The organism is Hyunsoonleella sp. 2307UL5-6 (assembly GCF_047345485.1).
Classification (GTDB): domain Bacteria; phylum Bacteroidota; class Bacteroidia; order Flavobacteriales; family Flavobacteriaceae; genus Jejuia.
The window spans coordinates 610,223-633,822 of record NZ_JBLFEN010000001.1 but is presented as its reverse complement, the minus strand read 5'-3'; the positions used below and the strand labels follow the sequence as shown (position 1 = coordinate 633,822).

General features: G+C 29.9%; 20 protein-coding genes. 12 read left to right on the top strand and 8 right to left on the bottom strand.

From position 1 onward, the window contains the following. Nucleotides 1-243 precede the first annotated feature (243 nt). Genes ACKGJY_RS02805 through ACKGJY_RS02790 form a run of 4 tightly spaced genes read left to right on the top strand, consistent with a single transcriptional unit; the run spans nucleotide 244 to nucleotide 6,580 of the window. Complete coding sequence (locus ACKGJY_RS02805; RefSeq protein WP_413972322.1) at nucleotides 244-1,377, top strand: aminotransferase class I/II-fold pyridoxal phosphate-dependent enzyme; 1,134 nt, start codon at nucleotides 244-246, stop codon at nucleotides 1,375-1,377. A gap of 22 nt (nucleotides 1,378-1,399) precedes the next feature. Further along, nucleotides 1,400-3,361, top strand: coding sequence for a polysaccharide biosynthesis protein (locus ACKGJY_RS02800; protein WP_413972321.1), 1,962 nt, complete (start codon nucleotides 1,400-1,402; stop codon nucleotides 3,359-3,361). A 54-nt stretch (nucleotides 3,362-3,415) separates the two neighbouring features. Then, nucleotides 3,416-4,198: a polysaccharide biosynthesis/export family protein gene (locus ACKGJY_RS02795; RefSeq protein WP_413972320.1), complete on the top strand. Its 783-nt coding sequence runs from the start codon at nucleotides 3,416-3,418 to the stop codon at nucleotides 4,196-4,198. 12 nt (nucleotides 4,199-4,210) lie between these two features. Beyond that, nucleotides 4,211-6,580, top strand: coding sequence for a GumC family protein (locus ACKGJY_RS02790; protein WP_413972319.1), 2,370 nt, complete (start codon nucleotides 4,211-4,213; stop codon nucleotides 6,578-6,580). A gap of 64 nt (nucleotides 6,581-6,644) precedes the next feature. On the opposite strand, the gene aroB is transcribed toward ACKGJY_RS02790, so the two are convergent. After that, nucleotides 6,645-7,712 (bottom strand): 3-dehydroquinate synthase, encoded by a 1,068-nt coding sequence (aroB, locus tag ACKGJY_RS02785; protein ID WP_413972318.1) that lies wholly within the window; start codon nucleotides 7,710-7,712, stop codon nucleotides 6,645-6,647. Nucleotides 7,713-7,803: 91 nt separating this feature from the next. Between aroB and ACKGJY_RS02780 the strand changes: the two genes are divergently transcribed. After that, on the top strand, nucleotides 7,804-8,979 hold the full coding sequence (locus ACKGJY_RS02780) for a proline dehydrogenase family protein (RefSeq protein WP_413972317.1): 1,176 nt from the start codon (nucleotides 7,804-7,806) through the stop codon (nucleotides 8,977-8,979). Here the strand turns inward: ACKGJY_RS02780 and ACKGJY_RS02775 are convergent. From ACKGJY_RS02775 to ACKGJY_RS02760, 4 genes are all read right to left on the bottom strand, one after another. Beyond that, nucleotides 8,976-10,040 carry a polysaccharide biosynthesis protein gene (locus ACKGJY_RS02775; RefSeq protein ID WP_413972316.1) on the bottom strand — a complete coding sequence of 355 codons (1,065 nt, stop codon included), beginning with the start codon at nucleotides 10,038-10,040 and terminating at the stop codon, nucleotides 8,976-8,978. The two genes, ACKGJY_RS02780 and ACKGJY_RS02775, sit on opposite strands and share 4 nt — an antisense overlap. A 70-nt stretch (nucleotides 10,041-10,110) precedes the next feature. Then, nucleotides 10,111-10,704 carry a sugar transferase gene (locus tag ACKGJY_RS02770; RefSeq protein WP_413972315.1) on the bottom strand — a complete coding sequence of 198 codons (594 nt, stop codon included), beginning with the start codon at nucleotides 10,702-10,704 and terminating at the stop codon, nucleotides 10,111-10,113. After that, a complete protein-coding gene (locus tag ACKGJY_RS02765) occupies nucleotides 10,701-11,060 on the bottom strand; it encodes a hypothetical protein (RefSeq protein ID WP_413972314.1) in 360 nt (119 codons plus the stop codon). The genes ACKGJY_RS02770 and ACKGJY_RS02765 overlap by 4 nt, the downstream gene beginning before the upstream one ends. A gap of 31 nt (nucleotides 11,061-11,091) precedes the next feature. Continuing rightward, nucleotides 11,092-12,291: an alanine dehydrogenase gene (locus tag ACKGJY_RS02760; RefSeq protein WP_413972464.1), complete on the bottom strand. Its 1,200-nt coding sequence runs from the start codon at nucleotides 12,289-12,291 to the stop codon at nucleotides 11,092-11,094. Nucleotides 12,292-12,471: 180 nt separating this feature from the next. Between ACKGJY_RS02760 and ACKGJY_RS02755 the strand changes: the two genes are divergently transcribed. Continuing rightward, nucleotides 12,472-14,895, top strand: coding sequence for an outer membrane beta-barrel protein (locus ACKGJY_RS02755; protein ID WP_413972313.1), 2,424 nt, complete (start codon nucleotides 12,472-12,474; stop codon nucleotides 14,893-14,895). A 6-nt stretch (nucleotides 14,896-14,901) separates the two neighbouring features. Here ACKGJY_RS02755 and ACKGJY_RS02750 read toward each other — a convergent pair whose 3' ends face one another. The 3 genes from ACKGJY_RS02750 to ACKGJY_RS02740 form a co-directional block, all read right to left on the bottom strand. Next, nucleotides 14,902-15,444 (bottom strand): hypothetical protein, encoded by a 543-nt coding sequence (locus ACKGJY_RS02750; protein ID WP_413972312.1) that lies wholly within the window; start codon nucleotides 15,442-15,444, stop codon nucleotides 14,902-14,904. A gap of 243 nt (nucleotides 15,445-15,687) precedes the next feature. Continuing rightward, entirely contained in the window at nucleotides 15,688-16,119 is a 432-nt protein-coding gene (tsaE, locus tag ACKGJY_RS02745) for a tRNA (adenosine(37)-N6)-threonylcarbamoyltransferase complex ATPase subunit type 1 TsaE (protein WP_413972311.1), read from the bottom strand. 101 nt (nucleotides 16,120-16,220) lie between these two features. After that, the gene (locus ACKGJY_RS02740; RefSeq protein ID WP_413972310.1) at nucleotides 16,221-17,765 is read right to left on the bottom strand and encodes a PglZ domain-containing protein; all 1,545 of its coding nucleotides are present in this window, start codon (nucleotides 17,763-17,765) and stop codon (nucleotides 16,221-16,223) included. A gap of 83 nt (nucleotides 17,766-17,848) precedes the next feature. On the opposite strand from ACKGJY_RS02740, the gene ACKGJY_RS02735 reads away from it, so the two are divergent. The 6 genes from ACKGJY_RS02735 to ACKGJY_RS02710 all read left to right on the top strand — a co-directional run bounded on the left by ACKGJY_RS02735 (nucleotide 17,849) and on the right by ACKGJY_RS02710 (nucleotide 23,599). Then, entirely contained in the window at nucleotides 17,849-19,060 is a 1,212-nt protein-coding gene (locus ACKGJY_RS02735) for an HD domain-containing protein (RefSeq protein WP_413972309.1), read from the top strand. A gap of 130 nt (nucleotides 19,061-19,190) precedes the next feature. Next, nucleotides 19,191-20,216 (top strand): UDP-3-O-(3-hydroxymyristoyl)glucosamine N-acyltransferase, encoded by a 1,026-nt coding sequence (gene lpxD / locus ACKGJY_RS02730; RefSeq protein ID WP_413972308.1) that lies wholly within the window; start codon nucleotides 19,191-19,193, stop codon nucleotides 20,214-20,216. Further along, nucleotides 20,203-21,609 (top strand): bifunctional UDP-3-O-[3-hydroxymyristoyl] N-acetylglucosamine deacetylase/3-hydroxyacyl-ACP dehydratase, encoded by a 1,407-nt coding sequence (locus tag ACKGJY_RS02725; protein ID WP_413972307.1) that lies wholly within the window; start codon nucleotides 20,203-20,205, stop codon nucleotides 21,607-21,609. The genes lpxD and ACKGJY_RS02725 overlap by 14 nt, the downstream gene beginning before the upstream one ends. A 10-nt stretch (nucleotides 21,610-21,619) precedes the next feature. Then, nucleotides 21,620-22,405, top strand: coding sequence for an acyl-ACP--UDP-N-acetylglucosamine O-acyltransferase (gene lpxA, locus ACKGJY_RS02720; protein ID WP_413972306.1), 786 nt, complete (start codon nucleotides 21,620-21,622; stop codon nucleotides 22,403-22,405). 19 nt (nucleotides 22,406-22,424) lie between these two features. Further along, nucleotides 22,425-22,991, top strand: a complete 567-nt coding sequence (efp, locus tag ACKGJY_RS02715) for an elongation factor P (protein ID WP_413972305.1) — start codon at nucleotides 22,425-22,427, stop codon at nucleotides 22,989-22,991. After that, nucleotides 22,991-23,599 (top strand): hypothetical protein, encoded by a 609-nt coding sequence (locus ACKGJY_RS02710; RefSeq protein ID WP_413972304.1) that lies wholly within the window; start codon nucleotides 22,991-22,993, stop codon nucleotides 23,597-23,599. Before efp ends, ACKGJY_RS02710 begins: the two co-directional genes overlap by 1 nt. Nucleotide 23,600 lies beyond the last annotated feature (1 nt).

The following is a 23,600-nucleotide window of genomic DNA, read 5'->3' as shown; positions in this document are numbered from 1 at the left end:
TAAATTTACACCCACAATACAAGATTAAGTTGATTAATAGCAAAGTTTTGATTTAATTAAGTTGTTGTATTAAAGATCGTCCCTAATCCCTCTCAGTGGATAGAGTCTTTTACCAGCAGCTTTTAAAGTCAAGTTTAAAACTTAAAATATTAGTTTTTGATTTTGTTTTCTTCTAAAGAAGAGGGGATTTCATAACAATATTTAACAACGTTAATTGCTTTTAAAATAGTTATTGATAATATAATGTTGACAAAAACAAAAATTTATTTATCATCACCGCACATGGGAGGGATGGAACAGCGTTTTGTTGAAGATGCTTTCAATACAAACTGGATAGCTCCTTTAGGCCCTAATGTAAACGGTTTTGAAAAAGATATATCAGACTATCTGGGAGGGAAACAAGAAGTTGCTGTTCTTAGTTCTGGTACTGCATCGATACATATGGCTCTAGTTTTACTTGGAGTAGAAAAAGGTGATGAGGTACTGTGTCAAAGTTTTACATTTTCAGCTTCTGCCAATCCTATAATGTACCAAGGTGCAACTCCTGTTTTTATAGATAGTGAAAATGATACTTGGAATATTTCTCCAAAACTCCTTGAAATTGCAATTAAAGACAGAATTGAAAAATATAAAAAGCCAAAAGCAATAATTGCTGTTCATCTTTATGGGATGCCATACAAAGTAAATGAGATTAATGCAATTGCAAAAAAATATGATATTCCTGTAATTGAAGACAGTGCTGAAGCATTTGGCAGTACCTTTATAAACAAACCCTGCGGTACATTTGGGGAATACGGTATTTTATCCTTTAATGGAAACAAGATAATTACTACATCTGGTGGAGGTGCTTTAGTTACCAAAACAATTGATGAAAAAAATAGAGCAGTACATTTATCAACCCAAGCAAGAGAAGATGCGCCACACTACGAACACTCAAAAGTTGGCTACAATTATAGAATGAGCAATGTGGTAGCAGGAATTGGTAGAGGACAAATGTTGGTACTTGATGATAGAGTAGCTGCAAGAAGAAATAATTATCAGTTTTACAAAAATAATTTAGAATCATTTATTGATATAGAGTTTTTGGATGAACCAGATGGTTTTTTCTCTAATAGGTGGCTTACATGTATAAAAACAAGCTCTTTTGAGTTACGAGAAAAAATAAGAACAACATTATTAGAACAGGATATAGAATCCCGACCATTATGGAAACCTATGCATATGCAACCAGTTTTTAAAGATTTTTTGCATTTTACCAATGGTACTTCTGAAGACTTATTTGAAAAAGGACTTTGCTTACCAAGCGGTTCTAATTTGACTAAAGACAACCTAATTAATATAGTTGCTATCATAAAAAAAGCCCTCATAAATATCTAACATATATTAAACTCTCTCACTTATGATTAAGAATTACTTTTCATATTACACACAAAAATTTGCATCAAGATGGTTAGTTTTTGGATTAGACTTGGCCATCGTACTAACTACATTTTTTGTTGCTTATTTTGTTAGGTTTAATTTTACATTAAATTTTGACATAAATCAATTCCTAATTCAAATTCCTATACTTTTATTAATAGCCTCAGTTAGTTTTCTAGTTGTAGGATCTTATAAAAGTATAATACGCCATACTGGTTTTACAGATGTAGTTAACGTATTTAAAGCTGTAGCTTTAATGGCGTTTCTTACAACACTAACGATATTAATAAATATTACCACTAATTTTATTGCTGATTTTACTATTCCAAAATCGATTATAGTTTTTCATGCATTATTTAGTTTCGTAGCACTTTGCGGCTGTAGGTTACTTTTTAAAATTGTTTATAATCACTTAAAAAGTAAATTAATTGACACTAAAAATGTTATGATTTATGGTGCTGGTGATTCTGGAATAATTACTTATAATGCTTTAATGAATAATACCAAAGCAAATTATAATACATTATTTTTTATCGATGACGATTTAAAGAAAAAAGGTAAGTTTATTAATGGTGTTAAAATTTTACCATTAAAATATGTTACTGAAGCTTTTATAAAACACAATAACATAGATGAAATAGTAGTGGCATCTCAAAGTATTGATACAATTAATACTATTAATTTAGTCGATAATTTAATTGATTTTGATGTAAAAATTACTAAAGTACCACCAATTGAAGATTGGATTAATGGTGAATTTAGTAGTAGCCAAATCAAGCAATTTGAGGTAGAAGATTTACTAGGTAGAGCCCCAATTAACATAGATAACCCCAATTTATTAAATGAGTTTGATGGCGAAACAGTTTTAGTTACTGGTGCTGCGGGTTCTATAGGTAGTGAATTGGTAAAACAATTGGCTAATTTTAATCTCAAAAAACTAATTCTTGTAGATCAAGCAGAATCTGCCTTATACGATGTTCAGCAAGATTTAAAAAGAGATGGTAAATACAACTATATAGCTATTGTTGCCGATATACGCGATGGTTTAAGAATAGATACAATTTTTCAACAGGAAAAGCCAACTATGGTATTTCATGCAGCAGCTTATAAGCATGTGCCACTAATGGAAAAATCGCCTTACGAAGCCATAAAAATTAACGTAAATGGCACAAAACTTTTAGCTGATACAGCATCAAGATACAATGTTAAAAAGTTTGTATTTGTATCTACTGATAAAGCCGTTAACCCTACTAGTGTAATGGGAGCTACTAAAAGGATGGCAGAAATGTATATTTCTTGTCTTCAAAAGGAGAGTAAAACTAAGTTCATTACAACTAGATTTGGTAATGTGTTAGGATCTAACGGCTCTGTAATTCCTTTATTTAAAAAGCAAATTGAAAAAGGCGGACCACTAACATTAACCCACAAGGAGATTACACGTTATTTCATGACGATTCCTGAAGCAGCACAATTAGTATTAGAAGCTGGCACTATGGGTAAAGGTGGTGAGATTTTTATATTTGATATGGGAGAGTCTGTAAAAATATATGATTTAGCTAAGAACATGATTAAATTATCAGGTTTAAGTTTCCCTGAAGATATCAATATTGAAATAACTGGTTTAAGACCAGGAGAAAAATTATATGAAGAACTATTAGCAAATGGCGAAAATACGCTATCAACATATCACAAAAAAATCCTTATAAGTAAAACAAGAGATATAGATTACAATAAAGTAAAAGCCGATATTGAAGAACTTTGTATTACAAATCGTTTTCAAAACAATAATATAGTATTAAAAATGAAAAATTTAATACCAGAATATAAATCCAATAATTCAGATTACGAGAAGTTTGATAAACGTGTTCAAATCTATAAAAAAGCTAAAAATATAATCTCTAAAGATCGAAATTTAGACAAAAAATCTTCAGTTAATTTATAAAAAAAACAATATTTTAAATTACTTATTATATTTTAGTCCCAAATATATACCTATATGATTTATTTTTTGAATAAGAGACAAATTCGTTTTGCCTTATACTTTTGTAGTATATTCTTAATTTTTACTTCTTGTGGATCAAGACAAGATATAGTTTACTTTCAAAATGCCAAAGATTTTGAAACAATAGTAGATACTGATACATTTACTCCTAAATTTAAAGTTAATGATATTGTTAGTATATATGTCTCTACTTTTGATTTAGAGGCTGTAAAACCTTTTAATTTATCAAGAGGTAGTGAAGCTTCGGCAATACCAGTGCCTATAGATTATTTAGTTGATAATGATGGAAATATTGATTATCCTGTTCTCGGAAAAATAAAACTTTTGGGATTAACTGTAGAAGAATCAAAAGAGTTATTAAAAGAGAAGCTTTCAGAATATCTTAAAGACCCTATAATCAATATAAGAATATTAAATTTTAGAGTATCTATTCTTGGTGAAGTTAGAGTTCCCGGAAGGTATTCAATTTCTGGTGAAAGAATTACGTTATTAGAAGCCATAGCTCTTGCAGGGGATTTAACTATTAAGGGGAAACGAGATAATATAACCGTGATAAGAGATTTTCAAGGCACCAAAACTTATACTAAAGTAGATTTAACCAATAAGGAGCTATTTAACTCACCTGTTTATTATCTTACTCAAAACGATATTGTTTATGTAGAACCAAATAAGTCTGCTATAAGTACATCGACATTAGATTCTAGAACAACAACAGCAATATCTATTGCTTCTATTCTAATTACTTCTACCATAATTTTAGTTACACAACTAAATTGATAGTGAAAACCAATGGATATAACAGATAAAACTAAAGTTTCCCAAACAGATTTTAACTTAAAAAAGGCTATTTTTAGGTACGCAAAGCATTGGAAGTGGTTTATATTAAGTGCTTTTGTGTTTTCAGTTTTAGCTTATTTTCATTTAAGATATACAGAACCTGTATATAGTGCTCAAGCTAAAATAATGTTGATTGGCGATAATAATTCTGGAACTCCTGGTAAAGAACTACTTAGAGACTTGCAAAGTTTTTCTGATGCAGAAAATAAAAAGACTGAGGACGAAATAGAGATTTTGAAATCTAGAAAGTTAATGGAAAGTGTTGTTGAAAAACTATCATTAAATAAACAATTTGGGTATATTGGACGATTTCACAATACGCAATTATTTAACAACGCACCTGTTAATATCAATTTTATTGCAAGTGATTCGATAGTTAATCAAGCAAATTTTAAGTTTACTATAGAATTTATATCAAATGAAGCTTTCAATGTTAAATTTGATGAAAATGAATTACCTAAGAAATCCTATTTTGGAAAAGCAATAGAAACACCTGTAGGAGAAGTAATTATCACTCCAAAATTTAGTGATTTTAATGTAGTTAAAGATAAATTTTTGTCTGTAAAAGTTAGTCCTGTATATAAAATTGCAGAGTATTATAGAGAAAAAGTATCTATAAATCAAATTAAAGAGTTTTCTAAAGTAATAAACTTATCCTTAAAAGACACAAATAAAAATAGAGCTATTGCTGTACTTAATACTTTAGTTTCAGAGTATAATAGAACCTCAATGGAGGATAAAAATCGAAGGTCAAAAAACGCCTCTAATTTTATAGATGATAGGATAAATAAGATAGCCACTGATTTATCTAGTGTTGATGATAAAATTGAAAGATTTAAAACGGCCAATAAATTAACTAATATTACCTCTGAGGTTGATTTATACCTTAATTCCAGTGCTCAAATAGATCAAGAATTGTCTGAAACAAAAACAGAATTGAATCAAATTAGTTATATGCGAAACGTTATTGGTGATACTAACGCATCAAGTAATAACTATATACCTTCAGATGTTGGTTTAGCTAATTCTGCAATAACAAATTTAACAAATAAATATAACGATATACTTAGTGAAAAGAATAATTTACTAAAAGGGTCAACAACCGAGCGAAATCCAATTATTACTAACTTAAATCAGCAGTTAGCTACACTTAAAAGTAGTTTAAATCAAAGCCTTGGTAATTTGGCTCAATCTACGCAGGTGAAAATGAAAAGCCTTCAAAATAGATATAGCGAAATAAATTCAAAAGTTTATGCAGTACCAGGACAAGTGCGAAAATCTAGAGATATTGAAAGAGAACAGGGTACGAAGGAATCGTTATTTCTTTTCTTATTAGAAAAAAGAGAGGAAGCAGCAATATCACTAACCTCTACATCTTCTTCTGTTAAAATTATTGATAATGCCTATAGCAGTGGTTTTCCTGTATCGCCAAATAAAAAAATGACATTTATTGCTGCACTATTAGTAGGCTTATGTATACCATTTGGTGTAATGTACACTTCAGATATTTTAGATACAAAAATTCATAATAAAGAAGATCTTCAAAAGGCTCTTAAAAATATGACTGTCTTAGGTGAACTTCCTAGAATGTCTAAAAGTGATAAGTTTTTAATTGAAAAAAATGACCGATCAATCTTATCTGAGTCCTTTAGAATTATTAGAACTAACGCTGATTATATTCGTAAAGGAAGAAAAGTTGAAAATTATGATAATGTGATTTTTGTTACTTCTACTATAAATGGTGAAGGTAAATCGTTTTTTAGTATGAATATGGCTTTAACCATTGCCAATACAGGAAAAAATGTTTTGATTATAGGTGCAGATATAAGAAACCCACAAATTTTCACGGCTATAAAAAATAAGGTAAATGATAAAGATGCTAAAAATGGTTTAACAGAGTTTTTAGTAGATGATTCTATTAAAGTTGAAGACACTATCAACACACATTTAATAAATGATATTAAAGTTGATGTTTTACTTTCTGGTAAAGTACCACCAAACCCAGCAGAGTTGTTAATGGGAGATAGGGTTAAAGAATTGTTTGATAGTGTATCACAACAATATGATTATGTAATTGTTGATACAGCACCTTCAATGTTAGTAACAGATACCATTTTAATTAGTGAGTATGCTGGACATACAATATACCTTACTAGAGCTAATTATACAGAAAAAGAAATATTGAATTTTGCTAATGAGCTTCATGATGATAAAAAATTAAATGGAATGATGCTGGTAGTAAATGATGTTAAACAATCAAATTTTGGATACGGTGCTAAATATGGTTACTATGGTACACCAACAAAAAAACGGTGGTTCTAAAACAATTACTATAAATATAAAGCCAGTTAATAAAACTATTAACTGGTTTTTTTAATACTTTTTTTTATTTTAAATAATATTTAAACGCTTCTAGGATTAGTGACTCCTCCACTAAGCAATCAATTTTAGCTTTTCCAATATCTTCAAGTAAAACAAAGTTTATGTTTCCATGAGAGTTCTTTTTATCATATTTTAAGAGCTCAATTATTGGATCATAGTCTTCATCATTAAAATCAACTTTTCCATAGTATGTTCTAAATAAATCTTTAATACTTTGGGATTTTAGAGTTGGAAAACCAACCAGTTTTTCTGATATATAAAGGGCTAAAATCATACCTATAGCAATAGCTTCCCCATGTAATAAATCTTTTTTACTAGAATTACTTAAAAAATAAGACTCTATAGCATGTCCTAGAGTATGCCCGAAATTTAATGTTTTTCTTAAGCTGTTTTCAAAGGGATCAGCATCAACCACAGCCTTTTTTATAAGTACAGATTCGTAAATTAAAACATCTAAATCTTTTAATGATAATTCAGAAAAATTAGTAAACTTGTTCCAATATTCTTCACTACTTATTAGTCCGTGTTTTAACATTTCAGCTAACCCAGATCGCATTTGTTCTTGTGGTAATGTATCTAAATAATTAGTGTCAATTAAAACTATATCTGGAGTACTTATAACACCTATTTGGTTTTTTAAAGTTCCTAAATCTACACCAGTTTTTCCACCTACAGAGGCATCTACCATTGCCAATAAAGATGTAGGTATATTAATGTAAGCAATACCTCTTTTAAATGTTGAAGCTACAAACCCTCCTAAATCTGTAACAACACCACCACCAATATTTATAAGTAAACTTTTTCTATCACCATCTAACTCAGATAAGGTGTTCCAAACTCCAACACAAGTATCAATAGTTTTATGAATTTCTCCAGCTTCAATTTCTATAATTTCAATGCTACCTTTATATTCTAAATTAGACATAAAATATGGTAGACAACACTCATGAGTATTGCTGTCAACAAGAATAAAAATTTTTGAGAAATTATGTTCTTTTATATGTGTGTTGAGTTTTGGATAACACACGTTGTTAAAATGAATAATGCCATTATTTGCTGTTATGGAATCCATAAAAAATCACTTGATTATTAGCCTGCGAAATTAAGTAGTTTTTAACAAAAAAGGTAATTTGAGTATAATTATCTTTGTGAAAAAGTAGATTATGATTAACAAGAATACCTTTGATAATACTGAGATTGCTTTTAGCTTAAAAAATGATTCTCAACTAGAACGCGCTTATTTTTTATTTAAGATGATATCAATTGAGCCATTAGTTAGAATTGGTACTGCAGCTACAAATTTTGCCTTAAAAGCAAATTTGCCTATTGAAGGTTTAATTCGTTCAACCGTATTTGATCATTTTTGTGGAGGGATAAATGAAGAAGATTGTTTACCAGTAATACATAGCATGTATGATAAAGGTGTAAGCTCTGTGTTAGATTATTCAGTTGAAGGTAAAGAAAATGAACAGGAGTTTGATAGTGCCTTAGATACTGTTTTAAATATTATAGAATTTGCAAAAGCTTTGGATGCTATACCTATAGCAGTCTTTAAGCCGTCTGGTTTTGGACGTTTTGGTTTATATGAAAAGAAAAATAAAAATTTAGAATTGAATAATAATGAAATTGAAGAATGGAAAAGGATAGAGGCTCGTTTTGATGCGGTATGTAAAAAGGCAAAGGCGTATGATGTTGCAGTTTTAATTGATGCTGAAGAAAGTTGGATACAAGATGCAGCTGATGCTTTAGTAACTAAAATGATGAAAATATATAATACAGAAAAACCTGTTGTTTATAATACCTTGCAAATGTACAGACATGATAGAATGACTTTTTTGCAGAAAGAACACGCAAGAGCAAAAGCTGAAGGGTACTATCTTGGTTACAAACTAGTGCGAGGTGCTTATATAGAAAAAGAAAATGAAAGTGCAAAAGATAAGAATTACGAATCGCCAATATGCAAAAGTAAAGAGCTAACCGATGAAAATTTTAATACTGGTTTACGATATATTATTGAACATTTAGATTGTATATCGGTTTTTGCAGGCACACATAATGAGGAAAGCTCATATTTACTAACAGAGTTAATGGCTAAAAACCAGATTTTAAATAATGATCCTCGTGTTTGGTTTGGACAATTATATGGTATGAGTGATCATATTAGTTTTAACTTGTCACATTTAGGTTATAATGTGGCTAAGTATATGCCTTTTGGCCCAGTTAAAGATGTTATGCCTTATTTAATAAGACGGGCTGAAGAAAATACTTCAGTTGCTGGACAAACAGGAAGAGAGCTAAACCTTATTAAAAAAGAGAAAAAAAGGAGAAAGCTAGCTTAGGTTTTACATAGTTTTTTGAGGATGTCTTTAACATCATAATTAGTTGTATTCTGGTTGATAGTTTCAAGTTCTTGTAAGTCTATTTTATGATGATTTTCAGCTATATAATATATGTTTTTATTTGAGGTTAAGATTAATTGTTCGCTTTTAGAGATAATCGATTCATGTAACTTTTCACCTTCTGATAACTCTGAAATATTAATTTTAGCAGACGTTTTTTTGATAGTTTCAAATTCAGAAATAAGTACTTTAGCTAAATCTATTATTCTAATAGGTGCACCCATTTCAAAAGAAACTTTTGCATAATTAAGCATATCAAGTTTTACTAACTCTAATATTAAACGACAAGCTTTGGTTTTATCAATAAACAATCTACTAACATTTTTATTAGTAATAGTTATATCTTTTCCATTTTTAAGTTGACTTATAAATAATGGTACTACTGATCCATTTGAGCCAAAAATATTACCAAAGCGAGCAGAAATAAATTGTGTTGTATTACTATTGAGTTGTGATAGATAGTTTTCAGAAATTAATTTTGTCATCCCCATAACTCCAACTGGGTTAACAGCTTTATCTGTAGAAATAAATATAAAACGTTTAGAGTTGTGCTCTATTGCCAATTTTGAAAGTAACTTTGTTGCAAGAATATTAGTTTTAATGGCTGCAAAGGGGTTTTCTTCAACTATTGATACATGCTTATATGCAGCAGTATGAAAAATGTAAGTGGGTTTGAAGGTTTCAAAAATATAAGACATTTGAGGTTTATCTCTAATATCACCCAGTATAAACTCAACATTATTTTTTTCTTTAAGATTTATACTGTTTTTTAAGTAAAATAGAGGAGTTTCAGCATTATCAACTAAAATCAAACGTTTAAAATTAGAAGTAAATAATAAATTACATAAGCCACTTCCTATAGAGCCAGCAGCTCCAGTTATTAAAAGGGTTTCACCTGAAAAATCATAGTTTATAGGCGTTTTTTGTGGTATCGTATTTTTGGATAATAAACCAGAAGTATCAAGTAAATTTTTAATGCTTTCAAAATTGGGATTAGTCATTGATTTTAAACTTATTATAACATTCGAAAAATATCAATAATAAAAGGATAATCCAAAGTTGATTAAATAATTACCTAAAAATTACACGAAATATTGTTATTAATATCAATTTTAAATCAAAAAAGAAGTTTCGTTTTTTTAAGTATAGTTTATTGTACCTAAGTTTATCAGGAATAATTGTAGTTATAAAATAAGCTTCAGGATCATCTGCTTTTTTTAATAATTCTACCTCATTTCTGTACTTTAAAGAAGCTAATCCAGTAATACCTGGTTTTAAATTATAAATAATTAAGTCTTCTGGTTTATAAAAGTTAACATAATACCTCAATTCTGGTCTTGGGCCAACAAAACTCATATCACCTTTAATAATATTTAAAAGTTGGGGGAATTCATCAATTTTATATTTTCTTAAGAAATAGCCAAATTTTGTTACCCTAGCATCATGATCTCCAATAGTTAAAAGTCCTTTTTTTTGAGACTTAACATACATAGTACGAAATTTATATATATTAAATGGTTTGTTATGTTGCCCAACGCGTTCTTGAATAAATAAAGCAGAACCTTTAGAGTTTAAGGTTATAATTACAGCAATTAAAAATAAAATAGGGAATAAAATAATTAAACTTAGTAGAGCAAAAATAAAATCAAATACACGCTTTATCATTCTATAGAAGATAAATTTATGATGGTTACTAAACTATCACAGTTTTGAACTGATATTTCAATCTCTTTATCATTCAACTCATTTTCAATTAAGTAAATACCGCAAGGTGTTTGTCGAGGTGTACTTTTTGAGAAATTAACATCTCCTGTTTTTAATAATTCATTAATCTTTAATGTATCTAGTTTATTTAAAATAGCTTCTGAATATTTAAAAGGTTTTGAAGTAATATTCTTTAGCACTCTTGCTTCAGGGCCATAGGCACAAGAGGTTTTTTTGCCACTTAAAAAAAAAGCCAGAATTACTAGCCCAATAGAAAAGCCACCTAAATAATAGCCTATACGTTGTATTAGTTTCATTTATAGTAATTGAATGGGGGAGAAGTAGGCTTTAAAAAATCAATAGATTAATATCACTGTGTTTTAAATCATACCACTCGCCAACAGATTTATTTGTTAAAATTCCGTGGTAAAAATACAACCCATTTTTTAAACCTTTGTCAAACCTTAAGGAATTTTCTATACCGCCGTCTTCAGCAATTTTCATTAAATAAGGTGTAAAAATGTTACTAATAGAAACAGATGCTGTTCTTGAGTATCTGGCAGGTATATTTGGCACACAATAATGAATTACACCATGTTTAACAAATGTAGGTTTTAAGTGAGAGGTTACTTCACTAGTTTCAAAACAACCGCCCATATCTATACTTACATCAATAATAACAGCTCCTTTTTTCATGTGCCCCACCATGCTGTCAGATACAACAACAGGCGCTCTATTAGTGCCTCTTACCGCACCAATAACCACATCACATCTTTTTAAGGCTTTGAGTAAATTTTTTGGTTGTATGGTTGAAGTAAATAATGATCTTCCTAAGTTGGTTTGTATACGCCTAAGCTTAGTTATAGAATTATCAAAAACTTTAATTCCTGCACCTAAACCAATGGCACTTCTTGCAGCATATTCTCCAACGGTTCCGGCACCTAAAATAACTACTTCAATAGGAGGTACGCCACTAATATTCCCAAGCATTAAGCCCAAACTATCTTTATCATTGGACAATAATTCTGACGCTATTAAAACAGAAGCTGTACCCGCAATTTCACTTAATGAACGAACTGCAGGGTATGTACCATCTTCATCTTTTATAAATTCAAAAGCTAAGGCTGTAATACGTTTTGCGGCTAAAGCTTCAAAATACTTCTTAGTTCTTGTTTTTAGTTGTAACGCAGAAATTAAAATTGCTTGCGGGTTCATCAAATTAATTTCTTCTAAACTTGGTGGCTCTACTTTTAACACCATTGGGCACGAATATACTTTGGAGGTGTCGTTTGAGATTTTCGCCCCAGCTTCACTATAATCTTTATCACTAAATCTTGCTCCTTTTCCAGCTCCAGATTCAATTAAAACTTTATGACCATTACTTACTAAAGCAGATACAGCATCGGGTGTTAAGCAAATACGATTCTCTTGGTGCGTAGTTTCTTTTGGTACGCCAATATATAATTGTCGTTTATGTTTTAAAATTTCTAGTTTTTCTTCTTGTGGAAGTAGTTGTTGCTTAGTAAATGGCGACAAAGATTCAGACATCATAGGTATATTTAGCAAAATTGAAATTACAAATATTTTTGGGTATTATATATTTTGAAAGAGAATTATTTAGTTGTTTTACCTATTAATTTAATTTTGTAAGAGTAAGCAACAAATAATATGTGGTATTTACCCATTTAGTTTCAATTTAATTGTTCTAATTTTGTTTAGTAATAGTCTATGCGTTTTATAACTACATCTCTCTTATTTTTTTTGTCTTTCTTAACAGGGTTCTCTCAAAGCTATATTATTGAAGGGGTTGTTAAAGATAAAAACAATGTACCAATACCTTATGCTAATGTAGTTATTGAGGATACTGTGGGTTCTAATATAATCTCAGGAACAACAACTGAAGATAGTGGTTTTTTTAAGTTGGAAAATTTAAAACCATCAACCTATATTATAAAAATCAGTTATTTAGGATATAACAAATTTTCTAGTAAAATTAAGTTAATTGGTAATGTGAATTTTAAGGATATTATCTTAAATGAGCAGTATGAAAATCTTGAAGGTGTGGTAGTCACTGCAAAACGACCAACAGTAAAGCGTTTAGTTGATAGATTAATTTTTGATATAGAGAATTCTACACTCTCCAACTCTAATGTTTTAGATGTGTTAAAACACACCCCTGGTGTTATTGTAAGTGATGGTTCAATTTCTGTTAAAAACACACCTCCTATAGTTTATATTAACGATAGGCGCGTACATTTATCAAGTGCTGAAGTATTGCAACTGTTAGAAGCTACACCAGCTAATAATATAAAAACTATTGAAGTTATAACTAACCCACCAGCTAAATATGATGCCGAAGGTGGTGCAGTACTTAACATAAAAACAAGTAAAAATATTATTGCAGGGTATCATGGTAGTGTTTTTGGAAATTACCAACAGGGATTTCAATTTCCAAAATTTTCTTTGGGTACAAGTCACTTTTTTAAATCTAAAAAATTAAGTGCTTATGTTAATTATAATATTAGCCCGCGAAAAGATTTTAGAAATAATTTAGAAGAGGTTAACTTTATTGATAACAATACGGTTACATCTACTTGGGAAACCGATTTTAGAAGAGATAAAGAATCTGATAACCAAAATATTACAGGAACTTTAAATTATGATTTTGATGATAGGAATAGTTTAAATTTTTCTGCAAATACGTTAATAGCGCCAAGAGATAATTCTAAAACACGAGTTAATAGCTTAACAGACGTTTTTGGGGCTAATAAGGTTTTAGACTCTTCTTTTAGAACCTTTAATAATTTAGTCTCTGAAAAATTTAACCTTGCTTTTTCTTTGGGTTATATTCATAAATTTAAAAGAGAGGATGAGCAATTATCTATAGATTTGCATCACACTAATTATGACTTTTCTGAATTTCAAAATGTAGATACGGGTTATTTTCTACCTAATACAACATCGTCTTTTAGAGATAATAGGTTTCAAACGTTTTCTGATCAGGAAATTGAATTAGTGACGGGCCAAATAGACTATAAATTACCTTCTGAAGACGGCTCAATATTAGAAATAGGACTAAAAGCAGTTCGTATAGATTCTGATAACATCTTAGACCAATTTAGTTTTGAAAACGGAACGAGAGAAGAAGATTTTAATAATTCTGATGTTTTTATATACGATGAAAAAAATTACGCTGCGTATACAAGCTATCAAAAAGACTGGGAACGTTGGAGTATAAAAGCAGGTTTAAGAGTTGAAATTACAGAAACTGAAGGTCAATCTCAAGTCAACAACACAACAACTATTAATAATTATACAAATTTATTCCCCTCTTTTTACGTGTTAAATAGATTAAAAAATGATGATGAGATTTATTTTAGTTATAATAAACGCATATATAGACCTAGATATAGACAGTTAAATCCGTTTAGATATTTTTTAAACGATAACGCTTTTATAACAGGAGATCCAAATTTATTGCCAGAAATTGATGATAGTTTTATCTTAGGCTATACAATTAATAACACTTTTACGTTTGAAGCTTATTACCGTTACGAAAATAACCCTACATTGGAGTTACCTGTTCAAGATAATGATAATAGATTGCTTAAATACATTTTTACGAACATAGACCATAACGAATCTTATGGTTTAGACTTTACTACCTATACAAGCATTACCAAACATTGGAATTTGTATGTGTTATCCTCGCTATTTTTTTATGAAAATAATTTTTTTGCTCTTGGTAGTACTAACGAACTCTTGAGTAATGAAAGGTGGTCTGTATATGCAAACGTAACTAACTATTTTAATTTTTTAAAAGATAATAGTTTAACTGCTGATGTTGGTGTAGACTATATTAGCTCTATATTTAATGGCCCTAGTGATATTAGTAGTAGATTAGGGGTAGATATAAACCTAAATAAAACATTTTGGAAAAATAGAGCCTCTTTAAATATTGGAATTAGAGACTTATTTAACACTAGAAATTTTACTCAAACTACGAGATACTTAAATCAAGATTGGTTCTCAAACTCTAATTTAGAAAACAGACTGTTTGTAGTTGGTTTTAATTATAAGTTTGGTAATTATAGACTTCAAGTTAAAAAAGATGATATTGAACTAGGTGAACGTGACAGACTAGAAAAGTAATAATTATTAAAAATACTGTTTTACTTTATCCCAAAAGTTTTTTGGAGATATTTTAAATTCCTCTTCAAACTCTTCTAATGATTTTGTAGCGTCGTTTATTTTATTAAAAATTCTAGCTCTTATCAAATAGATAGAGGGAATGATAATAGCCATTATAGGAATCATATAAATCATTTGAAATTCATCAACATATGATAAATCATCATTTAATATATTCATTACTTGAAATGTATACATTGCAATCGGTACTAGTAAAACATGAAACCACCAATGGCGACATGTGAAAAACCATATCAACAGTAAATAAATGGGTATAATTTTACCAGTTAGAATCCAAAAAGCTGTTTGCGCACTTTCATAGTAATTACTATTAAAATCAAATAAAAAAGTGCTCCACAATTTTGTTTGTGGAACACTTTCATATAAATAAAATAAATAAGGAGTAATAGCTATTATAGTAGCTATTACAGTTCCTGTTATATATTTTTTTTTACCCGTTTGGAGCTTGTTTGATTCTCGTTCTATCGATTTTTGCTGTTTCTTCAACATCTACAGTGTAAGTGTTAACAGCGTTAGCTAAAAATAACATTCCTCCAAAAATTGCGGTTGCAATAACATACTTTTTAATTTTCATTTCTTTAAGGGATTTAATTAATTAATACCTCAAATATATGTTACGAATCGGGGTGCTTACAGGTATAAATGTTAAAAATATGTTAAAAACATAGTTTTTTAAAAATTATGTTGTGGATTTACCGTATCGTTTTAATCGTATGTAGTAGTTATGTAAGTTTACTCTTGCTGTGGTTGTTTTTGTTTGGTTAATTTTAGTGTTCTAACATTTTGCGTTTTTTCTTCTAAAAACACATTATTATATTTTTCTTTTAATAATAGTTGTTGTATTAATTCTGGCCATTCTATTACAATCCAATGTTTAGAATATAAATAGTCTTCAATTCCAAAATTAAAGGCTTCTTCTATATCATTTAATCTATATAAATCAAAATGATATAACATTCCATCTTTTATTTTATACTCATTAACTATAGAATAGGTGGGGCTACTTACGTCATCGTCACTTCCTAAAGCTTTTGCTATACGTTTAACGAGCGTTGTTTTTCCAACACCCATTTTACCATATAATAAAATAGTTTTAGCGTCTACATTATTAATGAGCTTTTTAGCTACATCATCAACTTCATTTAAACTATAAGTAATTTCCAATTTTAATAAACCTTATTCACAAAGTTAAGCAATAATTTCTATAAATTCAAAGAAAAAACGCGTTTCGTCGATGTTTTTTGTATTACAAGGATGATTAAGAGCTACTTAGGGCTAAAAACTGTGAAGGGAATTATCATTTCTTCTAATGAAACGCCACCATGTTGATACGTATTTCGATAATAACTAACATAATGGTTATAATTATTAGGATAAGCGAAGAACAAATCACTTTTAGCAAAAATGAAAGAGCTACTCATATTTATAGCTGGTAAATGTATATTTTTAGGATCATCAGCTACCAACACATCTTTTTTATCAAACGTTAAACTTCTACCTGTTTTATAGCGTAAATTTAAGCTGGTATCTCTATCACCAATAACTTTAGATGGATTTTTTACATTAATAGTACCATGATCTGTGGTTAAAATTAATTTAAATCCTAACTGTTGTGCTTGTTGAATCATTTCTAATAAAGGCGAATTTTTAAACCAACTTAGTGTTAATGACCTGTAGGCTTTATCATTTGATGCTAATTCTTTAACAACATCCATTTCTGTTTTAGAATGTGATAGCATATCAACAAAATTATATACTACTACAGTTAAGTCGTTCTCTTTTAATGTTTTAAAATTATCTGCTAAACGTTTACCATTTTTTAAATTGGTTATTTTGTGATATCCACACTTAAAATCATTAAGTCCAAGACGTTGCATTTGTGTTTTTAAAAAGTCGGCCTCGTGTAAATTTTTACCACCGTCATCAGTATCGTTTTTCCAATATTGAGGGTATAGTTTTTCCATTTCGCTGGGCATTAATCCAGAAAAAATAGCATTTCTTGCATATTGTGTAGCAGTTGGAAGAATGCTAAAAAAAGCTTCTTCCTGCTCTTTTTTGTAATAATTATTAATTATGGGTTCAAAAACTTTCCATTGGTCATACCTTAAATTATCAACTACAACTAATAGAGTAGGCTGTTCTTTACTTAACTCTGGAGCAATTTTTTCTTTAAAAAGAGTGTGAGACATTACAGGTGCATCATAATCATCAAACCAATCTGGATAATTTTTTTCTATAAACTTACCAAACTGGATATTGGCTTCTGTTTTTTGAGATTCTAAAATCTCGAACATGCCAGCGTCTTCAATATCTTCAAGTTGAATTTCCCAATAAATTAATTTTTGATATAAACTTACCCAATCTTCATAAGAATTTACCATAGCCATATCCATAGCTATTTTTCTAAATTCTTGTTGATAATTAGATGTTGTTTTTTCAGATACTAATCTTGAGTGGTCTAGATTCTTTTTTAAACTCAACAAAATTTGATTTGGATTTACAGGTTTTATCAAGTAGTCAGCTATTTTATTTCCAATAGCTTCCTCCATTATATATTCCTCTTCACTTTTGGTAATCATCACAACTGGAATGCTATCTTTTTTTTCTTTAATTTCATGTAAGGTTTCTAATCCTGTTAATCCTGGCATGTTTTCATCTAAAAATACGATATCAAAATTTGTATCTTCAATGATATCAATAGCTTCAGTACCGCTATTGCACGTCGTCACCTTATAGTTTTTCTTTTCAAGGAATAAAATATGTGGTTTTAATAAATCTATTTCGTCATCAACCCAAAGAATATTAATCATGCTATGTCTATTTTATGTTGTGATGCCCAATAGTTGGACTTCATATATTTATATTTGTAATAACTAATGTAAACATTTAAAGTTTGAATAAACTTAAAATACTAAACGACCCAATTTACGGATTTATTACTATTCCAAATTCGTTAATTTTTGATCTTATACAGCATAAATACTTTCAGAGGTTACGGCGAATTACGCAAATGGGAATGTCTCATTTGGTATATCCAGGTGCACATCACACACGATTTCATCATGCCATTGGTTGTGTACATTTAATGCAGAAAGCTATCAATATACTTCGTTTTAAAGGAGTTACAATTTCTAAAGAAGAAGAAGAGGCGCTGTATATTGCAATTTTATTGCATGATATTGGTCATGGGCCATTTTCTCATGCTATGGAGCATAGTATTGTTAGCGGCATATCTCATGAGCAAATATCGCTGTTATTTATGGAGCGTTTAAATGTTGAATTTAACGGAAGTTTAACGCTTGCCATTAAAATTTTTAAAGGTGAATACGAGCGCCCGTTTATGTGCCAGCTTATTTCTAGCCAATTAGATATTGATAGAGCAGATTATTTAAAACGAGACAGTTTTTATACAGGAGTAGCTGAAGGTAATGTAAATAGCGAGCGTTTAATAACTATGCTAAACGTTATAGACGACAACTTAGTAGTTGAAGAAAAAGGCATTTACAGTGTAGAGAAATTTATTATTGCACGCCGTTTTATGTATTGGCAAGTATATTTACATAAAACTGGTTTAGTGGCTGAACAGTTATTAATTCGTGTACTATCAAGAGCTAAAGCGCTTACTAATAATGGTGTAAAATTACACGCTAGTACACCTTTAAAATATTTTTTACAAAACGATATTTCTTTAGAAAGTTTTACTAATAAAACACTTGATATTTTTTATGAGTTAGATGATTATGATATTGTATCTGCAATGAAAGAGTGGAAGTACCATGACGATTTTGTACTTAGAAACTTGTGTGATATGGTGATTAATAGAGATTTATTAAAGATTAAAATAAAAAATAAACCTATTAAAGCTTTAAGTTTAGAAAAACACATTAATGCCTTAATAAAAAAACACAGTATTAGTAAAAGTGATGCAACATATTTTGTGTTTTCTGATGAAATTCATCATCAAGCATATCAAACAAAAAAGCAGAATATTAATATTCTATATAAGTCAGGAAAAATTCAAGATATTGTAAAAGCATCCGATCATTTAAATTTGAAAGCATTGTCAAAGCCAGTAACCAAATATTATATATGCTATCCTAAATAAATCTAAAGGCGTTATTAGATATTCAAAAATTGTTCACAACCATAGAATATCTTAAAAAACAGGGCGTTATAACTTTGGTACATTTTTCCTATTTTTGCTTAAACTAAACAATCAAACTAACACAACACGTGTGAAATTCACAGCACAACAAATAGCAGACATATTAGAAGGAGATATAGTTGGAGATGCAAATGTAAAAGTATCTAAACTGGCAAAAATTGAAGAAGGTGTAGAAGGCGCATTAACCTTTTTGGCAAACCCTAAATACACATCTTATATTTATTCTACCAAGGCTTCAATTACTATAGTTAATAAAACATTTGAGCCTGAAGATAAAATTTCTACAACCTTAATTAAAGTTGAAGATGCCTATAAATCTTTTTCTAAGCTCTTAGAATATTACAATCAAGTAAAGCTTAATAAGTTTGGAGTAGAGCAACCTTCTTTTATTGCTGAATCTTCTTCATACGGCGAAAACATATATATAGGTGCCTTTTCATATATTGGAGAAAACGTAACTATTGGAGAAAATGTCAAAATTTTCCCAAACACATATATAGGCGATAATGTAAAAATTGGAGACAACTCCTTGGTATTTGCAGGGGCTAAAATTTATTCAGAATGTATTGTTGGTAACAACTGTGTTATAAATTCTGGCGCTATAATAGGTGCAGATGGTTTTGGTTTTGCGCCTAACGAAAAAGGGGAATACCAAAAAGTACCACAAACAGGAAATGTAATTTTAGAAGATTTTGTTGATATTGGAGCTGCTACTACTATAGATAGAGCTACGCTAGGTTCTACAATTATTAGAAGAGGCGTAAAGCTTGATAATCAAATACAAATTGCTCATAATGTAGAAATTGGTAAGAATACGGTTATTGCAGCTCAAACGGGTATAGCTGGATCTACAAAAATTGGCAAAAACTGTCAAATAGGTGGTCAGGTTGGTATTGTTGGTCATATTACAATTGGTGATAATGTAAAAATACAAGCACAATCAGGTATTGGACGACATGTAAAAGATAACGAGGTTTTACAAGGATCGCCAGCATTAGCGTATGGTGACTATAATAAGTCTTATGTGCATTTTAAAAATTTACCAAAAATTATTAAGAAATTTAATGATATAGAAAAAAGCTATGGCAATAGTTAATACAGAAAACAAACAAAAAACTATAAAAAACGAAGTGTCTCTTACAGGAGTAGGATTACACACTGGTAAAAATGTAACATTAACGCTTAAGCCAGCAACAGCTAATTATGGATTGGCTTTTAAACGTGTGGATTTAGAAGGAGCTCCTGTTATTGAGGCAGATGCAAATTATGTAACAAACACACAAAGGGGTACATGTTTAGAGAAAAATGGTGTTACCATTCAAACATCCGAACATGTCCTTGCTGCTTTAGTAGGCTTAGATGTTGATAATGTTATAGTTGAGCTTAATGCTTCAGAACCGCCAATTATGGATGGCTCATCAAAATTTTTCATTAAAGCAATTGAAGACGCAGGTATAGTAGAGCTAGATGCTACAAGAGAAGAGTTTGTAGTAACTGATGTAATTTCATATACAGACGAAGAAAGCGGTAGTGAAATATTAGTAATGCCTGCTAAAGAATATCAAATTACTACCATGGTAGATTTTGGTACTAAAGTATTAGGGACTCAAAATGCTACATTAAGTCAAATTTCAGATTTTAAAGATCAAATCTCCAACTCTAGAACTTTTAGTTTCTTACATGAAATTGAAATGCTTTTAGAACATGGTTTAATAAAAGGAGGTGATTTAAATAATGCTATTGTTTATGTAGATAAACCTCTATCTCCAGAAACTATGGAGAAACTACGCATAGCTTTTAATAAAGAGAATATATCTGTAAAACCAAATGGAATTTTAGATAACCTAACCTTGCATTATCCTAATGAAGCCGCAAGACACAAATTACTAGATGTTTTAGGAGATTTGGCTTTGGTAGGTACAAGAATTCGTGGTAAAGTTATTGCTAATAAGCCAGGGCATTTTGTAAATACGCAGTTTGCTAAAAAGTTATCTAAAATTATAAAAAACGAAAGACGTAACAACGTACCAAATATAGATTTGAGCCAAGAGCCATTAATGGATGTAACTCAAATAATGGACATGTTACCGCATCGTCAACCATTTTTATTATTAGATAAGGTTTTTGAATTAAGTGAAAACCATGTGGTTGGTATGAAGAATGTAACCATGAACGAAGAGTTTTTTAAAGGTCATTTTCCAGGAGCACCAGTTATGCCAGGAGTTTTAATTGTTGAAGCTATGGCGCAAACAGGCGGTATATTAGTTTTAAGTACAGTGCCAGACCCTGAAAATTATTTAACATTTTTCATGAAAATGGATAAAGTGAAATTTAAACGAAAAGTAAGTCCTGGCGATACTTTAATATTTAAATGTTCGCTAATAACACCAATACGAAGAGGAATTTGTCATATGCAAGGTTATGCGTATGCTAATGGTAAATTATGTGCCGAAGCTGAGCTTATGGCGCAAATTTCTAAAGTAAAATAATAAAAGAAATATGAATCAACCTTTAGCATATGTACACCCAGGCGCTAAAATTGCAAAAAATGTAGTTATAGAGCCTTTTACAACTATTAATAATAATGTTGTAATTGGTGAAGGTACTTGGATTGGAAGTAATGTTACCATTATGGAAGGTGCACGTATTGGTAAAAATTGTAACATCTTCCCTGGCTCAGTAATTTCAGCTGTTCCTCAAGATTTAAAGTATAATGATGAAGATACAACTGTAGAAATTGGTAATAACGTAACCATAAGAGAATGTGTTACAATTAACCGTGGTACTGCAGATAGAATGAAAACTGTAATAGGTAATAATTGCTTAATAATGGCCTATTGTCATATTGCTCATGATTGTATTGTAGGCAATAATTGTATTTTTTCAAATAACAGTACGCTTGCAGGACATATTAATGTGGGAGACTATGTGGTATTGGCTGGTATGACTGCTGTACATCAATTTGTATCGGTTGGTAACCATGCATTTGTTACTGGTGGGTCTTTGGTGAGAAAAGATGTACCGCCTTATGTAAAAGCAGCACGCGAGCCGCTTTCTTATGTTGGTATTAATTCTGTCGGATTAAGGCGAAGAGGATTTTCAACAGAAAAAATTAGAGAAATTCAGGATATATATAGAATTTTATATCAAAAAAATTATAACAACACACAAGCTTCTGAAATTATTGAAGCTGAAATGGAAGCAACTCCAGAGCGTGATGAGGTGCTTCAATTCATCAAAAATTCGCACAGAGGTATCATGAAAGGGTATTTCAAATCAAACTAAAAAATTAGATAAAACATTTATGGCAAATACAAGTGATATTAGAAACGGATTATGCATCAGATATAATAATGATATTTATAAAGTTATTGAATTTTTACACGTAAAACCTGGTAAAGGGCCTGCATTTGTTAGAACAAAATTAAAAAGTGTTACCAATGGAAAAGTAATTGATAACACCTTTTCTGCAGGACATAAATTAGATGATGTACGCGTAGAAACGCATAAGTTTCAATATTTATACAATGATGGTGAATTTTATCATTTTATGAATGAAGCAGATTACACACAAATTCGTTTATTAGAAGCAGCTTTAGATAGACCAGATTTAATGAAAGAAGGAGAGGTTGTAACTGTAATTATAAATTCGGAAGATAATTCGCCACTTTCAGTTGAAATGCCAGCAAGCGTAATTTTAGAAATTACACATACAGAGCCTGGGGTTAAAGGTAATACAGCAACAAATGCTACAAAGCCTGCTACAGTTGAAACAGGCGCTACTGTAAATGTACCTTTATTTATAAATGAAGGCGATAAGATAAAAGTAGAAACAGAAAAAGGGACTTACAAAGAACGTGTTAAGGAATAATGAAACGTATTGTAAAGTATTCTTTTGTTTTAATTACACTATTAGTTTTTTCGAGTTGTATAGATAAACTTAAACAGGCTGTTGACAATTTTTCAGGTTCTTCAAACCAGCCTGAGTCAATTTCTGCAAGTAATTTTTCAACTATTAGTATAGATAATCTTTACAAAGTTAGTATTCCGAAGTATATGAAAAACATGCCTAGTCTACACGACGAGGCTTCTTTAGAATATGCAAATATTTTTAAAGAGACATATACTGTTGTGATAGAAGAAGACAAGCAAAGTTTTATTGATGGGTTTAAAGAATTTGGAGAATATGATGAAAACCTGTCTCCAATAGAAAACTACTTGCATATTCAAAAACAAATGTTTCAAGAGGTTATTGAAGATATTAAAATACAAGATTATGGTTTAACGCATATCAATAATTTACCAGCAAGACAGTTTAAGATGGAAGGTATTGTTGATGGATTAGACTTTTTTTATGTTGTAGCCTTTGTTGAAGGAGAAGAACATATTTATATGATTATGAATTGGACTATGAAAGATAGGAGATTTAAATATGAAAATACCTTTGAGTACATAAACGCGTCATTTAATGAATTATAAC

What these genes read in the sequence shown, in the direction of transcription:
- ACKGJY_RS02750 (WP_413972312.1), bottom strand. Translation starts at nt 15,444, where the DNA reads ATGTTGAAGAAACAGCAAAAATCGATAGAACGAGAATCAAACAAGCTC.
- aroB (WP_413972318.1), bottom strand. Translation starts at nt 7,712, where the DNA reads ATGGATTCCATAACAGCAAATAATGGCATTATTCATTTTAACAACGTG.
- ACKGJY_RS02765 (WP_413972314.1), bottom strand. Translation starts at nt 11,060, where the DNA reads ATGAAACTAATACAACGTATAGGCTATTATTTAGGTGGCTTTTCTATT.
- ACKGJY_RS02790 (WP_413972319.1), top strand. Translation starts at nt 4,211, where the DNA reads ATGGATATAACAGATAAAACTAAAGTTTCCCAAACAGATTTTAACTTA.
- ACKGJY_RS02805 (WP_413972322.1), top strand. Translation starts at nt 244, where the DNA reads ATGTTGACAAAAACAAAAATTTATTTATCATCACCGCACATGGGAGGG.
- ACKGJY_RS02725 (WP_413972307.1), top strand. Translation starts at nt 20,203, where the DNA reads ATGGCAATAGTTAATACAGAAAACAAACAAAAAACTATAAAAAACGAA.
- ACKGJY_RS02795 (WP_413972320.1), top strand. Translation starts at nt 3,416, where the DNA reads ATGATTTATTTTTTGAATAAGAGACAAATTCGTTTTGCCTTATACTTT.
- ACKGJY_RS02775 (WP_413972316.1), bottom strand. Translation starts at nt 10,040, where the DNA reads ATGACTAATCCCAATTTTGAAAGCATTAAAAATTTACTTGATACTTCT.
- lpxA (WP_413972306.1), top strand. Translation starts at nt 21,620, where the DNA reads ATGAATCAACCTTTAGCATATGTACACCCAGGCGCTAAAATTGCAAAA.
- efp (WP_413972305.1), top strand. Translation starts at nt 22,425, where the DNA reads ATGGCAAATACAAGTGATATTAGAAACGGATTATGCATCAGATATAAT.
- ACKGJY_RS02740 (WP_413972310.1), bottom strand. Translation starts at nt 17,765, where the DNA reads ATGATTAATATTCTTTGGGTTGATGACGAAATAGATTTATTAAAACCA.
- ACKGJY_RS02755 (WP_413972313.1), top strand. Translation starts at nt 12,472, where the DNA reads ATGCGTTTTATAACTACATCTCTCTTATTTTTTTTGTCTTTCTTAACA.
- ACKGJY_RS02760 (WP_413972464.1), bottom strand. Translation starts at nt 12,291, where the DNA reads ATGTCTGAATCTTTGTCGCCATTTACTAAGCAACAACTACTTCCACAA.
- ACKGJY_RS02710 (WP_413972304.1), top strand. Translation starts at nt 22,991, where the DNA reads ATGAAACGTATTGTAAAGTATTCTTTTGTTTTAATTACACTATTAGTT.
- ACKGJY_RS02800 (WP_413972321.1), top strand. Translation starts at nt 1,400, where the DNA reads ATGATTAAGAATTACTTTTCATATTACACACAAAAATTTGCATCAAGA.
- ACKGJY_RS02780 (WP_413972317.1), top strand. Translation starts at nt 7,804, where the DNA reads ATGATTAACAAGAATACCTTTGATAATACTGAGATTGCTTTTAGCTTA.
- ACKGJY_RS02770 (WP_413972315.1), bottom strand. Translation starts at nt 10,704, where the DNA reads ATGATAAAGCGTGTATTTGATTTTATTTTTGCTCTACTAAGTTTAATT.